9 protein-coding genes are annotated in these 14484 nt (G+C 67.8%); 7 read left to right on the forward strand and 2 right to left on the reverse strand.

Going from position 1 to position 14484, the window contains the following annotated elements:
* Positions 1 to 3: 3 nt before the first annotated feature.
* Genes O7603_RS07980 through O7603_RS07990 form a run of 3 tightly spaced genes read left to right on the forward strand, consistent with a single transcriptional unit; the run spans position 4 to position 2954 of the window.
* Positions 4 to 1227, forward strand: coding sequence for a cytochrome P450 (locus O7603_RS07980; RefSeq protein ID WP_281575041.1), 1224 nt, complete (start codon positions 4 to 6; stop codon positions 1225 to 1227).
* 6 nt (positions 1228 to 1233) lie between these two features.
* A complete protein-coding gene (locus O7603_RS07985; protein WP_281575042.1) occupies positions 1234 to 2262 on the forward strand; it encodes a methyltransferase in 1029 nt (342 codons plus the stop codon).
* Positions 2263 to 2264: 2 nt separating this feature from the next.
* Positions 2265 to 2954 (forward strand): DUF6875 domain-containing protein, encoded by a 690-nt coding sequence (locus O7603_RS07990; protein ID WP_281575043.1) that lies wholly within the window; start codon positions 2265 to 2267, stop codon positions 2952 to 2954.
* A 65-nt stretch (positions 2955 to 3019) separates the two neighbouring features.
* Here the strand turns inward: O7603_RS07990 and O7603_RS07995 are convergent, their stop codons facing one another.
* The gene (locus O7603_RS07995; protein ID WP_281575044.1) at positions 3020 to 4306 is read right to left on the reverse strand and encodes a macrolide family glycosyltransferase; all 1287 of its coding nucleotides are present in this window, start codon (positions 4304 to 4306) and stop codon (positions 3020 to 3022) included.
* A gap of 80 nt (positions 4307 to 4386) precedes the next feature.
* Here O7603_RS07995 and O7603_RS08000 point away from each other — a divergent pair, with 80 nt between their 5' ends.
* Together O7603_RS08000 and O7603_RS08005 are read left to right on the forward strand one after the other, a co-directional pair.
* Positions 4387 to 5925, forward strand: coding sequence for a DHA2 family efflux MFS transporter permease subunit (locus O7603_RS08000; protein WP_281575045.1), 1539 nt, complete (start codon positions 4387 to 4389; stop codon positions 5923 to 5925).
* Between the two features lie 654 nt (positions 5926 to 6579).
* Complete coding sequence (locus O7603_RS08005) at positions 6580 to 10914, forward strand: NB-ARC domain-containing protein (RefSeq protein WP_281575046.1); 4335 nt, start codon at positions 6580 to 6582, stop codon at positions 10912 to 10914.
* A 658-nt stretch (positions 10915 to 11572) separates the two neighbouring features.
* Here O7603_RS08005 and O7603_RS08010 read toward each other — a convergent pair.
* The gene (locus O7603_RS08010) at positions 11573 to 12490 is read right to left on the reverse strand and encodes a PIN domain-containing protein (RefSeq protein ID WP_281575047.1); all 918 of its coding nucleotides are present in this window, start codon (positions 12488 to 12490) and stop codon (positions 11573 to 11575) included.
* Positions 12491 to 12624: 134 nt separating this feature from the next.
* On the opposite strand from O7603_RS08010, the gene O7603_RS08015 reads away from it, so the two are divergent.
* Positions 12625 to 13233, forward strand: a complete 609-nt coding sequence (locus tag O7603_RS08015) for a hypothetical protein (RefSeq protein WP_281575048.1) — start codon at positions 12625 to 12627, stop codon at positions 13231 to 13233.
* Between the two features lie 277 nt (positions 13234 to 13510).
* Positions 13511 to 14389, forward strand: coding sequence for a hypothetical protein (locus O7603_RS08020; protein WP_281575049.1), 879 nt, complete (start codon positions 13511 to 13513; stop codon positions 14387 to 14389).
* Positions 14390 to 14484 lie beyond the last annotated feature (95 nt).

The following is a 14484-nucleotide window of genomic DNA, read 5'->3' on the forward strand; positions in this document are numbered from 1 at the left end:
GACATGACTTCCACATCGCACGACGAGGCACTCCAGGCCGGTCCGCCACCCGTGGTCGGCGACGGCCGCGCGCTCTATGACTGGCTGCGCCGCGCGCGTGACGCCGGCCCGGTCTGGCACGACACCGCCAACGACGCGTACCACGTGCTGCGGCATGACGAGGTGGTCGGCGTGCTCTCCGAGCCCCTGACGTTCTCGTCCGACTTCAGCTCCCTCGCGCCGCCGCCGGAGCCGGGCATGCCGAACTTCACCGAGGCATCGCTCAGCGTCACCGATCCGCCTATGCACACCCAGCTCCGGAAGATCATCAGTCAGGCTTTCACGCCGCGCATGATCGCCGGGCTGGAGCCGCGGATCACCGCGCTCGCAACCGACCTGCTCGACGCGGTCGAGGGCCGCGACACCATAGAGATGGTCCAGGACGTAGCCGCGCCGCTGCCCGTCGTGGTCATCGCGGAGATGCTCGGCATCCCCAGCGACGACTGGGCCACGTTCCGTCGCTGGGCGGAGTATCTGCTTCCGGACGCCGCGGACGTCACGGCCGGGCAGTTCGAGGAGGGTGGATACGCCAAGACACGGGCGGTCGAGCTGAACGAGATGGCCGACTACCTGTTGGCGCACGTGCACGACCGGCGTAAGAGCCCAAAGGACGACCTGTTCACCCGGCTGGTCGCGGCCACCGCGGACGGCGAGCGCCTCACCGACAAGCAGGTGGTCAACTTCTCGGTCTTCCTGCTGCTGGCCGGGCATCTCACCACCACGCTGACGCTCACCAACGCGGTGCTCGCCTTCAATGACAGCCCTGGCACGCTGGAGCGGGTGCGCGCGGACCGGTCGCTGGTGCCCGGCGCGCTCGAGGAGGTGCTGCGCTTCCGTCCGCCGGTCTCTTTCCTCTACCGCTTCACCACGCAGGAGGCCGTGATCGCCGGCACACCGGTGCCGCCAGGCAAGATCATCGTCAATTGGATCCACTCGGTCAACCGCGATCCGCGGAAGTTTGTCGAACCGGATCGGTTCGACCCGGGCCGCTCGCCGAACCCGCATCTGACGTTCTCCCACGGGATCCACTACTGCCTCGGCGTACCGCTGGCGCGCTTGGAGTTCTCCGTGGTGTTCGGTGCGATCTTGGACCGCTATCGCGCGTTGGAGTGCGGTGCGCCCGAGTTCCACCAGCGGCCGGACATCTTCGGCGTCACCCGGCTGCCCGTCACCCTCCACGCGGCCTGACGAACGGTGGAGACGACGACCGCGCACGGTCAGCGACTGCGCCGGATGATCCAGGGACACCTGCTCTCCCGGGCCGTCTGCGTCCTCGCTGACCTGCGCGTACCGGACCTGATCGGCGAGGGGGCGCGCGACGGCCCCGAGTTGGCCCGGCTCACCGGGACCGATCCGGACGCGCTGATCCGGCTGCTGCGCGCCCTCGTCACGTTCGAGGTGCTCGACGAGCGGGACGACGGGTTCCGGCTGACCCCGCTCGGTGCCGGCCTACGCACGGACGCTCCCGCGTCCGCGCTGCCGTCGGCGCTGCTGGCACACGGCCAGATCGGGGAGGCGTGGCAGCACCTCGGCAACGCCGTTCGCACCGGCACCCCTTCCTTCCCTGACCTGTACGGCACGGACTTCTTCAGCTACGTCGACCGGAACCCAGCATTCCGGGAGATCTTCGACCGTTCGCAGGCGGACGGCCTGGCGCTGGACGGCCTCGCCGACGCGGTCAACCTCACCGGCGTCCGGCGGATCGTCGACGTCGGCGGCGGCGACGGCGCGCTGCTTGCCGCGCTGCTGACCGGCCATCCGCACCTGCACGGCACGCTCCTCGACCTGGCGGCGCCAGCCCGCCGGGCCCGGGAGCAGATGCGCGCGGCCGGCCTGGACGGCCGGTGCACCGTGGTGACCGGTGACTTTTTCGCCTCGGTCCCGGCCGGCGGCGACCTATACCTGCTGCGTCAGATCCTGCACGACTGGGACGACGCGCGATGCGTGACGCTGCTGCGCAGCTGCCGCAGGGCAATGCCGCCCGGCGCCCGAATCGTCGTGTCCGACCTCGTGCTGGACACCGGTCCATCCGCCGTACCGGACGAGTCGGCGGCCCTGATGGACCTGTACATGCTGACCGTCGTCGGCGGCCGGGAACGCACGATCGCACAGTTCGATGATTTGTTCGCCCGCGCCGGCCTCACGATCCGACGCGTGACCCCCCTCGCGGGCCGCACCGCCGCTATCGAGGCGGTCGCCGCCCGATCGGTGCACGAGGAGTAGACATGTTGCTAGGGCCCAGCGGCCTGGCGCTGTGGTCGCCGGCCGAGGTCGCCGATGGAAACCTTATCCGCCCGGAGCAGCTACCCGCGCTGCGCGAGACCGCCACGTGGGCGGAACGGTTCCTCACGTATGGACACGCGGACCTGGGCCGGCAGGGGCCGGTCTGCCCGTACACGCGGCCCTCCCTCAACCGACGGCTGTTCCACCTGGCCTGCCTGGACCGCGACCTCGACGACGAGGGCGTGCCCGAGACGCTGCTCGGCTACCGCGACCTGCACCGGGAGCTCGCCGCCGAGCTGCGGGAGGAGGACCGGCAGTTCCTCACCATCCTGATCGTCCTGCCGCGCGTCGACCGGTCGGACCCCGAGCCGCTCAACCGGCTGCAGGCCCGTCTGAAGACCGACTTCGTGCAGAACCGACTGATGATCGGACAGTTCCACCCAGAGTGTGCGGAGCCGGGCCTGTGGAACCGCGACTTCCGCCCGCTCCGCTCGCCGGTCCCGCTGCTGGCCATCCGGCACATGGTCGCGTTCGACCTGCCGTTCCTGCAGACCTCGCAGCGGCACCTCGAGTCCTACCTGGCCGCCTTCGCACCGGCCATCCCGACCGCCGTCCGATCCCGGCTGGCGGAGCTCGCTACCAGGGAGACCCCCGCACCGCCGACGGGCAGCACCGGGCAGGCCGCCGCCTGACGGCACTGCCCATACGCGTCGTCGCGGGCGGCCCACCGGCCGCCCGCGACGTCCCGTCCGCCCGGTCAGCGCGCGGTGTGCGCCTCCAGCTCGTCCGCAGCACGCGCCACGCCGCCGGCCGCCTCGATCTCGCCACGCATCCAGGCCAGCCGCTCCGCGAGGGTTGGGTCGCCGATCAGACCGAACACGGCGTCGCGAAGCTCGTCCGGCGCGGCCAGGCGCCCGAGCCCCAGCCTCGCCAGCTGGAAGCCGGTGATCCGTGCGGGTGGAGCGGGCGGAACGACCACCACCGGGCGGCCCGCGGCGAGCGCCTTGGTCACGTTGCCCACGTCACCCTGGCTCACCACGACGGCCGCGTGCCGCAGCACGCCCTGCGGGAGCGACGCGTGCACCTCGACATTTGGCGGCAGCTCGCTCAGGGACGCAGGATCGGCGCCGGGTGCCGCCGTCAGGAGGACGTGTACCGGCGCTCCGGCGAAGGCCCGTGCCAGGTTGGCGCTCTGCGGCGCGGACGATAGGAGCACGACCGGAAGGCCGTCGGCGGGCGGCTGCCAATCGTCTAGCGCTGCCTGCTCGTCCACGCACGGTCCCACGAACCGGAAGCGGTCGTCGAAACTGTCGGCCACGGGCTGCAACGCCTTCGGCACGTACACCAGGTTGAAGTCCTGCACGACCTCGAGCAGTTCGACGAAGGTGACATCCGTCAGCCCGTGCGCGGTGAGCAGCCGCTCTGTACGGTCCACCCAGGGCTTCAGCTCCGGGCGGGTTGCCCACTCGGCCGGGCTAAGCGGCTTGCCGAGCGCGACGCCGTCGTCGTCGAAGGCCTGCGTGTACGCGAACTCCTGGTTCTGCGCGAAGTCCGCGTACAACTGGGCGGCTGGGCATCCCCATTTGCGCGCCAGCACCCGGCCGGCCGTGCCGCTGGCCACGTCGTACGCGATCAGGTCGGGCCGCTCGTCGCCGTAGGCCGCCTCCACCGCGTCGATCATGGCGGCGGAGTCGTCGACGCTGAGCGCGAGCATCGCGGCCTCCGCGCTCATCTCCTTCTCCTCGTGGACGGGGATCGACTCGTACGCCGACCGGTAGACCAGTGGCTCGGCACCGTACGACCCGACGAGTCCGGCCATCGGTTCGACGGTCACGAATTTCAAGCAATGCCCACGCCGCACCAGCTCTTTTCCGACCGCGAGATGCGGAAAGAGGCGACCGGGGTCGGGAATGCTGATGAATAGGAAATGACTCGGCACGACAGTGACCCCCATGGAGATCTTCGACGGATTCGGCGCGACGCACCGGAAATAAGAGCGGATGCCCAGCTCACAGCCGCACGACGTCGATCGCCTACCAAGCATCCAACCCTCCTTGACAGCCGTTGTCAAGCAGTGTGAGAATCGGCGCCGGAACGGGACCAGCCAATCTGGAGGAGTGCATCGTGAGCCAGCCCGCCGTGCCCCAGCTTGCTGCGCCGATCGACCGCAAACGATGGTCGATTCTGGCCGCGATCTGCTTCGCATTGGTCATGGTGGTCATCGACAACACGGTCCTGAACATCGCCATCCCGACGCTCATGACCGAGCTGTCGACCACCGCCGCCGAGGCGCAGTGGGCCTTCACCTCATACCTGCTGGTGCTCTCGGGCTTCGTGCTGGTCGGCGGCGTCGCCTCGGACCGCTACGGCCCAAGGCGGATCGTCCTGGTCGGCATCGCGCTGTTCGGCACCGCCTCGCTGGCCGCCGCGTTCGCCGCGGAGCCGTGGCAACTCATCGCCGCCCGCGCGGTCATGGGCTTCGGTGCCGCGCTACTCATGCCTGGCACGCTCGCGATCCTGATGCACACATTCTCCGACGCGGAGCGGCCGAAGGCGATCGGCGCCTGGATGGCGGTCGCGGCGGTCGGCAGCTCGGGCGGGCCAATCCTCGGCGGCTTCCTGATTTCGCACTTCTGGTGGGGCGCGGTCTTCCTCATTAACGTCCCGATCAGCATTCTCTGCCTGGTCGCGCTGGTGATTCTCGTGCCGGACGCGCCCGCCACCCGCAAAGACCGCATCGACTGGATCGGCGCGGTGCTGTCCGTGATCGCCACCGTCTCCCTCGTCTGGGCCATCACCTCCGTGCCGGAGCAGGGCTGGGGCTCGGCCGACGTGCAGCTGCCGGCCGTGATCGGCGTGCTCGCGCTCGCCGCCTTCATCGCGTACGAGCTGCGGATCGATTCGCCCATGCTCGACCTCGGGCTCTTTCGCAACCTGCGGTTCAGCGCAGCGGTGCTGGGCGGGCTACTCGCCAGCTTCGGCATGGCTGGTTCGCTGTTCCTGCTCACGCTGCACTTCCAGCTGCTGAACGGTTACACACCGATCGAGGCGAGCGTCCGGCTGCTGCCGCTCGCGATCTGCACACTGATCGGCAGCACCGTGATCAGCGTGATCGTCCTGAAGCGCCTGGGCGCGCCGCTGGCGCTGCTGTCCAGCATGTCGGTGGCCGCGATCGGCCTGCTGCTCATCGGCCTGCTGCCTGCGGAGAACTATCTGAGCAGCCTCGCCGGGCTGATCCTGGTGGGCCTGGGCACGGGGTCCGCCGGTCCGGTAGCGGGCACGGTCCTGATGAGCTCCATCCCCCTGGAGAAGGCGGGCGCTGGCTCCGGCGTCAGCAGCACTATCCAGGAGCTGGGTAACGGGCTCGGCGTCGCCGTCCTGGGCACCGTACTCACCGCCTTCTTCGTCACCCGCCTGCCCGGGTCACTACGCGCCGAGGGCGAGTCCTCGTTCACGGAGGCGATCGGCCGGGCGGCCGGCGTGGCGGCGGACCAGGTCCGGGACGCGTTCGCGACCGGGCTCTCGTTCAGCCAGATCATCGGCGCACTGACCGTGCTCGGCGGTGGCTTGGCCGCCTCCGCCCTGCTCTGGATGACCCGTTCCGCGGCCACCCCCCAGATGCCGCCCGCCGACCAGCTGAGCACGCCGGCCGCGAAGCACTGATCCCGGCGTTATCGGAAGATATGTAGTCCCGCTCCCCCTATGCGCAACAGATTCGCGCTGTTCCGTCTCGCCGATGGTAGTGAATCACTGGCCATCTATCGCGGTCGCGATCGCAAAGGTACGTCAGCGTCCAGTTGGAACCACCGACAGCCGCAACCCCCGGCCGCCCGACCATCCCGCGCCGTCAGCCACCGACCGGCGTCCCGGAGCACCGCGCCGTGTCCCACCAACGCCACCCCGGTCCACCGGCTCCCGAGCACCCCCCACCGAGCGACCGTCCACCGCTGCCGTACGCGAACGAGGCCCCGACTCGGTGTGAACCACCAGGTCAGGCCTTGTTTGTTGGTGCGCCGCCAGGGACTCGAACCCCGAACCCGCGGATTAAGAGCTTGACCTTGGTCGAGTCAACCGGTCCAACCGGGTCGCGTGAATCCATCTGCTCGCGGTCATGGCCCGATTCGGTCGAGTCAGCGTCCCAGTCAGTCCACCCGACCACGGACCCTTCCACGGCGCCCGAGCACCCGTTGAGCACCAATGTGCCCGCAACCTGATCTGTTGATCCGGGGCTCGGTAGACAGCGGCCTCGAACTGGCCGATCTATGGGGCGCCCCGACGAGGTGAGGGAGGCGGTGCCTTGGCCGCTACCTTAAGCAGATGCGGCGGGGAGGCAGTGGCGGAGCGGCGACCAACGCCGGCATCGATTTCCAACAGCGTGTCGCTGCGTCGATCATGGCCTTCATGGTGTCTGATCAGCCGGATCTCACGATGCTCGGCGAGATGTGGCACGGCTGTTCGGTGACGTCGCTCCGGTTCGAGACCGGCGACCTGATCGACGACTTGGTCGTCGTCACCGATGGGCCAACAGCCTACATTCAGGCGAAGCGAACGTTGAGCCTGTCCGATGCCCCGGCATCGGACTACTCGTCGGTGTTAGCGCAATTCGTCGGCCAGTTCCTCGCTTCCGCCAACTCAGATGGGGAGCGATACGTCATTGCCACCACGCACGATGCGTCAAGCAAGATCCGCACTACGCTTCGCAAGCTCGTCAAGGCGGCACGCTCGAACGCCGACGGGTATGCCGCCAACCCACTGACCAAGGTCGAGACCGAGGTCCAGCGGACCACCGAGATGCTCCTCAACCGTCACTGCCAGGCGCAGACCGGACGCCCGCTGACGAACGACGAACGCGTGCGGTTCTGGCGACTCATGGATGTGACGGTGCTGGACGTGACCGCCGGTGGCGTCTCGGAGGCTGCCGCGATCGCCGCGCTCGGGCCAGGTGGGCGTCATGCTTGGAGCACACTGGTGGCGCTTGGGCTGGAATTGGCCACGGAGCGCCTGTCGATTGACCGGGCAACCATCCGGCGGCGGGCCGTCATCAAGCCTTCAGCCCGGGGCCAGCCGCTGCCGTGGGACACCCCTCATCTGGGCGCGCTGGTGGCTCGCGACGGTCTGGCGGCGGAGTTAAGAGACGCGCTCCTATCTACCGAGCCGTTCGGCATCACGATGGTGACCGGCGTGCACGGCGCAGGTGGTTTCGGCAAGAGCACGCTGGTCGCCCAGGTCTGCCGGATGCCGGAGATCAGGGCGCGGTACGGCGGCCACCTCTGGACCACGGTGGGCGCGGACGTGCACGGTCCGGCGCTCGCTTCACAGCTGAATGACTTGACCGAACGGCTCACCGGTACGCGACCCGGCCTGAGCGACCCCCAGCAGGCCGGTTTCCTGCTCGGCCGAGCCATCGAGGACTCCCCCGGCAAGATCCTGCTGGTCGTCGATGATGTGTGGCAGTCCACCCAGCTCGCACCGTTCCTAACCGGCCCCGCGAACTGCACCACGATCGTCACCACCCGTAACGCCGCGCTGCTCGCCGACGCGTCATCGGTTGTTCTGGTCGATCGGATGAGCGATGCCGAAGCCGCTGACGTGCTGACCCACGGGATTACCGACGCCCCCACCGCCGCGGTCGACGCGCTCTGCACGGTGACCGGCCACTGGCCGGTTCTGCTCAGCATCGCCAACCGGATCCTGCGCCGGATGATCCGCTCCGGCATGAACTCGGCCTCCGCCATCGCTCTGCTGACCGACCGGTTGCGGCGAGACGGACCAGCCGCGCTCGACATCGCCAGCTCCGGGTCGCGGGCCGAGGCGGTCGCCGTAACCGTCGAGGTCGGCCTCGATCAAGTGCCGCCCGGCACCCGCGCCCGCTATTTGGAGCTGGCCGTATTTGCCGAAGACAGCGAGATCCCGTTGGACCTACTCGAGCACTACTGGCGAGAGACCAGCGGCCTCGACCGGGCGGCCGTCGAACAGGCATGCATCGCCATGGCCGACCTGTCATTGGTGACCGATCTTCGCTTTGACCAGCGCACCCTGCGGCTCCACGATGTGCTCCGCGCCTACCTCCGACAGCGTGTCGGCACCGAAGGCATACGCACGTCAAATGCGCACTTCCTCGCCGGCGTCGGCCGCGACGGACCCTGGTGGGAGATGGCGGAAAAGCACCGCTACCTGTCCGAGCACCTGATCGAGCATCTGCCCGCCGACGACGCCGCCCGCCTTGTCGAGGACCTCCGGTGGACCCGGGCGCAGATCGCGACCCGTGGGACCGCCGCCATCGAGGCCGACCTGACCCGGGTCAATTCGCCAGTCGCCGCCCGGCTGGCCGCCGCGATCCGGCAGCACGCCCACCTGTTCGAGCGGGTGGAACCGGCTGCGTCCCTCGGCGCCGTGCTCGTCACCCGGCTGGCGGGCACCCCCGGTTTGGACAAAACAGTTGATGAGTTTCGGCCGCACCTGACGGGCCCGCAGCTGACGAACCGCTGGCCCTTACCCGACCCACCGCACCCTGCGGCGCGACGGGTGATCGGCGGCTACGTGGACGGCATCCGCCGCCTCGCGATCTCGCCCGACGGCAAGTGGTTCGCCTCGCTCGCGGGCTACGACACGGTGACGGTTCGGGACGCCGTCACGACTGCGACGGTCGCGACCTTCCACAACGAGGCTTTTTGCATGATCGACGAGGTGTTGCCCTGTCACGACGGCGCCCGGCTCATCACGACGGAAACCGCAGGAGCCGACCGGGGCCGCGTCCGAATCTGGGAGGCGCACACCGGCACGTTGCAGTACACCTTCGACACGGCATTCGTCCTGTACCACTCCGAGAGGGTGCAGGGGGCGGTCAGCCTGGATGATCGCTGGTTGGCCCTCGTCGACTACGACCCGGACCAGGAACGCACCGTGGTCAGGATCTGGTGCCTCGCCACCGGCGAGCTACTCCGGACCTTGGCGGACGCGGACGCCTGGCCGCAGACGGTGGCGTTCTCACCGGACGGTGGTTGGCTGGTCGCCGGCGACGACGCCTCGGCGGATGACGAGCCCTGTGAAGTCCAGATCTGGAACACGGCGGACGGCCGCTGCATCCGGCGGGTCGCTGGTCCGATCGGCGGCGTAGACCAGGTGACGGTCGCGCCGGACGGGAGCTGGTTCGGCGCTGTCGACCGCGCTCGCACGGTCTGGCTATGGAATACGGACGGCACGCTCCGCCATACCTTCCCGACATCCATGATATGGCCGACCATCACGGTCGCGGCCGACGGGACATGGCTCACCTGTCACGACTACACGGGCTCGGTACTCGTTTGGGATGTGGTCAGTGGTACGGAACGCTTCCAGCTGGCAGGTCAGGCCGATCTGGCCCAGCTGGCAGTCGCCCCGAACGGTTCCTGGCTCGCGATCACCGCCGACGGACCCGACGGATCTATGGTCCGCATCCATGACACACGCGACGGCCGGCTCCGTGACCAACTCCAGGGGCACAGCAGCAGTGTCGGAGCCCTGACGGTCGCACCCGACGGCACCTGGCTCGTGACCGGAGACCGCGCTAGCGACGTACGCCAGGACAGCGACATGACAGTGCGGATCTGGGCCACCGAATGGCGCGACCACACCGTGCCGGCGATGGTGTACCCCGCCTTCGACCTGTTACCCGACGGCACTGAGGTGGCCTTCGTCGCCGCCGAAGGGCCCCGGCTCGCCAGCCTCGATACCGGCGTGTCACGCCCGGTCATCGGACCGGCCAAGGCCACGACCCTGGTCGCAGGTCCAAGCTGGCTCGCCGTCTCCGACGGGCAGCGCATCGAGGCCGTGACTCTCCCGGACGGGAACCGCCGCTGGACGACGCGCAGGTGCGACGGCGTCCTCGAATCGGTGGCCGCCGTCAGCCCGGACGGCGCGTGGCTCCTGACCAGGGAGTCGGCCGCCCATGTCACGTCGTTGCCCCATTTGTACGCGGCGTTCATCCGTGACGCCGCGACCGGTGTAGCGCGGCAAGTGCTGCGACTGGACGACTACCCCTTCGGTGCCGGGGCGACCGCAGTAGCTCCGGACGGCACTTTCCTCGCCGTCACGAGATCGGGCCGCTCGCGCGACAAGGAGTTTCCGGTCACCCTCTGGGATGTGCGCGACGGGGTGGTACGGCACGTGCTTCCCGGACACCGCGAGGGGGTCGAGGCGATCACTATCGCCCCCGACAGCGCCTGGCTGGTGACCGGCGAGGCGCTGATGAACGAACACGAAAGCTGTGCCGCACGGGTCTGGGACGCGCGGACCGGTGTACTCCGCCTGATACTTCCGAATCATCGTGGCGCGGTATCCGACATCGCGATCGCCAATGACGGCACCTGGATCGTCACCGGCGACGAGGCCGGAGCAGTGCGGATCTGGGACCCCGACACCGGCGTCCTACTGCGCAAGTTCAGCGGCACCGCTCCGGTCACGGCCATAGCTATCTCACCCGGCAACGACTGGATCGCCGTGGCCGACGGCGCAGGCGGAATGGGCACCGTACGGATCTGGAGCCGCATCGGCGAGCCACTGGCGGCGATGCGGGTAGACGGGCCGCTGACCAACTGCCGGTGGATTCCCGACCGTTCGGGGCTTTGTCTCAGCGGCAGCCGTGGGTTCTATGTGTTTGATTGGCGACCGTAAATCTATGCAACGGTACCCAAACCCAGCCTGGCCGGTTCACCAGGCATGGCATGCTTCGGCGGACACGCCGTACGTCGCCGCAACATCGCCACCGCACACCGCGCCGACGCACTAAGCTCCCCGAACCCGATGTGTGGAAAGCCCTGTAGGACGCCGCACGAGCGGTCCTCCGGAGAGCTGGGCGACTTCGCCCCGTACGGAGTGTCCCCAGGACCGGCGAAGATCGAAGGACACGTCCTGCCGTACCTACTCAGCCGCGACCAGGCAAACTCGACCGGCTCCAGACGGACCGGATCGCGTCCGGCCAACCATGGCATGAAGACCTACTCAACCGACTCCGGCGCCATACCATCGACGCGGTCGAGGTGCCCGAAATCCTGGTCCTACGACCGACCCCTGAAGCAAGGCGTCAGTAACGGGCCAACCAGCCTGCTTCGTCGACCAGCGGACATTGCACATGCAGCGGGACGAGGCCCAACCTGATAACAAGCCAGGATCACCGGACCTGAACTCTCCTGCGTTGCCGCATGGAGCGTCTTGATGGTGGTCATGCGCCAAGGAACGGTGCGGCTGGTGCTGCAGCGCCCCGGCCGGATCGGCAGCCGCGCTCCCGCATCAGGGCGGTCCGGCTGGGAATTATCGCCACACCGTGCGACGCCTACCGGACTGGCGCGGCTTTGGTCTTGACCGTCGGCTTGGGCCCCGGCTTGGCCGGCTCGTCGCCGATGTCCTTGGTTGGCTTGAGGACTCGTACGTCGAGCATCCGGGCGCGCAGGGCCATGCTCGTGTCCATGGTCAGCAGCCGGACGGGGAGCGTTCGGGTGTAGGGCTGCAGCGCGAGTGTCCTGTCGATGATCTCGTCGTCGCTGTCGGTCAGCCGAACGTGGTACGCATCGTCGAACAGCACCTCGATGGTGACCTTGTCGTGGGGGACACCGCCGGTCTCGATGACCTCTTTGTGGTTATCGGCCTCGCGGATCGTCACGCGTGATCGCGGGTGCTCCAGCAGCTCGTCCAGAACGCCTAGGGTGTGCGCGGCACGCCATCGGCTCTGCTGGTTGCCCGACTCCTTGAGCCGGTCCAACTCGTCGATCACCACCCGGGGCACCACGAGGCGTACCTCTTCGTACCCGATGTTGAGCAGATCCGCGTACGCGATGTCGCGGATCTTGTCTGGGTGGTGGATGAAGACGCTGGTGTCCACCACTATCACGTAGGCGTCGGAGCTCCACCTGTCGATCTCGGCCTTGAGCGCTGACCATGCCTGTTCCCACACGTCGGCCCGCTCGGTGAGCTCGGCGCTGAGCAGGTCCTGGGTGAACCGGTCACGGCGGTCGCCGAACTCGGCCAGGTGCCAGAACCGTGGCGTGAAGATGAGCCGGTCGATGTCGGTGGGCCGGATCTGGTTGCGCAGGACCCGGGCGTTCTCGTTCGCCCAGTCCAGGTACTTGGTCAGGTCACCGTGGTTATTCCCGATCGTTGCCTTGGCCCGGAACAGCAGGTCGAGCACGTGGGATGTCTGGGCGCCGGGCGACAGGGTGACGAGCATGACGACGATCTTGCCAGCGCTGTCCACCCAAGCAGCAGTGACGATCGGCGGCAATCGCAACTGACTTTCGGACAGCATTCAACATCCGGACAGCGCACGTGGCGAAGCCAGCCCTCACGGGCCGGAGCGAGCACAATGGTCAGATGGTTACAGAACCCGGAGTGTCGATCCCCTACCGCGCTGCATGGGTGCCGGACGACGATCCGGAACGAGATTGGGACACAGCCTCAGCGTTGGCCCTGCGGTGGCTGGATGCGGAAGTATCCCACTCGGGCGGCACTGTCGTTCTGGTGACCCACTCGTTCGACAACGGTGCGGGCAGCCAGGTGCTCAGCCGGTTCACCCGCGGCCGCAACCACCTGACCACGCGGTCCAGCTCGTTGCCCGGCCTCCGCGGCCCGGTCCTGGCGTACGTTCCCACTAGTGAGGTGCTCGCCCTGGCGATCGCCAGGGCGCAGGGGTCGGCGCTGTGTGTGGTGGAGAGCGTCTCCAATCCTATGCGCGGCTGGGCGATGGTCACCGGTGCCGTCAACTTGATCACCGGGGAGACGGAGATACTCGACGAACGGCTGCGCCAGCACCTAGACCGCTTGAAGTTCTACGGCAACAACGGCTACGGCCCGAAGTTCGATCAGGATCGCGCCCGCAATGTGTTGGACGACCTCAGAACCGATGGCCTGCTCAACGTCGATGTCATCGTAAGCGCGCTCGCCGCGCTGAACGTCTCCGTGCGGGGGCAGGAGAAGATCCGCGAACTGGCGAAGAGGTAGAGGCTCCGACTCGCGCGGAAGGTAGGGGCAGCAGGCAGCACGGAATGGTTCTGCTGCCCCTACCTCGGCCGGATGTGGTGCCAAGACCTTGTCTCTACGTTGCGGCCGGTCTGGTGCGGGAGCCCAACTGGATACCAGCTGATGCGGTAATGGTGGTCACCGCACGGCCTGAGCTATAGAACGTCGAGTCAGCAAAGGCTAGCGATGAGGGGAGATCGGGGTTTCCATCCTGGCGAGCCTGCGAGAAGGCCAGGTCGGCAGCGACTTCCTCGCACTGTTGACCAAGGTCATGCGGACGCAGTTGAAACGTCTTCCGATCCTGCACAATGGTCGACACATGGATGATGATCTTGTGGTTGACTTTGTGCAGGACTTTGCCGAGCAACGCTGGGAACGTACGGTCACGGCGATCCTTACAGGGGCAAGCGACGACGAGTCCATGCAGCCGCTGCTGTCCAAGATCGTATATAACTGGCTAGTTGACCAGGTCCGCAAGACCGACGTCGGATCGGTGCTGCGCCGACTCCGAGAGCACTTGGCCGAGGACTCGACGTTCGAGATGGTTGCCGAAGGCGAGCCGGGCGCGGGGCGGTGGCGCTTGTCAGACACCGACGGGCCGCCCTGGGGTGGGCACATCGAGGACCTAGTTGCCGCTGCCTATCGGGTGCCTGCCCGAGCGGTTCGCTGGAGTGATCCGACTCGGCGACCTCCGATCGCCAACGCTGCTGATTTGACAGCCGTATTGCGGGAGGTGCTTGAAGCCGCCGGTGGTAAGAGTGTCGAGCTGCATCAGCTCGTAGTGGTGATCGTGCAGCGCTTCCCTGCGACGCTCGACCCGGAGTCCCGTGCGATCGACGAGGAGCGCCACCCGGTCCAGGCCACCGAGCTGCCTCCGGACCTTGCATGGGAGGTTCAGCTGGAGGCGTCCGAGCAGATCGACCTCGCAGCCAGCATCTTCGCCCAGCTCACGTCCCAGGAGCGGCAGCTACTCCCCCTGCTTGTCGACGTTTCGGCCGTTCAGGCGCATCTGGGCTGTGGACGCAGCACCGCCTACACCAAGATCAAGAAGTTGAAGGTCCTGATTCAGGAGCTTACCGGCGCCTGTGACGACCCCGAACAGGTTGGGCGAGAGGTACTGGTGCTGTGTACCGGCTAATAGGTGCCCTAGAGGGGCACGCCAGCGCCGCCCGCTTGCTGGGATTGGACAATCTGGCTGGTGTGCCGTCAGTTCCTGGTAGAGCGTGCCGCAGT

Origin of the sequence: Micromonospora sp. WMMD812 (genome assembly GCF_027497215.1) — a bacterium.
In the GTDB taxonomy this organism is placed as follows: domain Bacteria; phylum Actinomycetota; class Actinomycetes; order Mycobacteriales; family Micromonosporaceae; genus Micromonospora.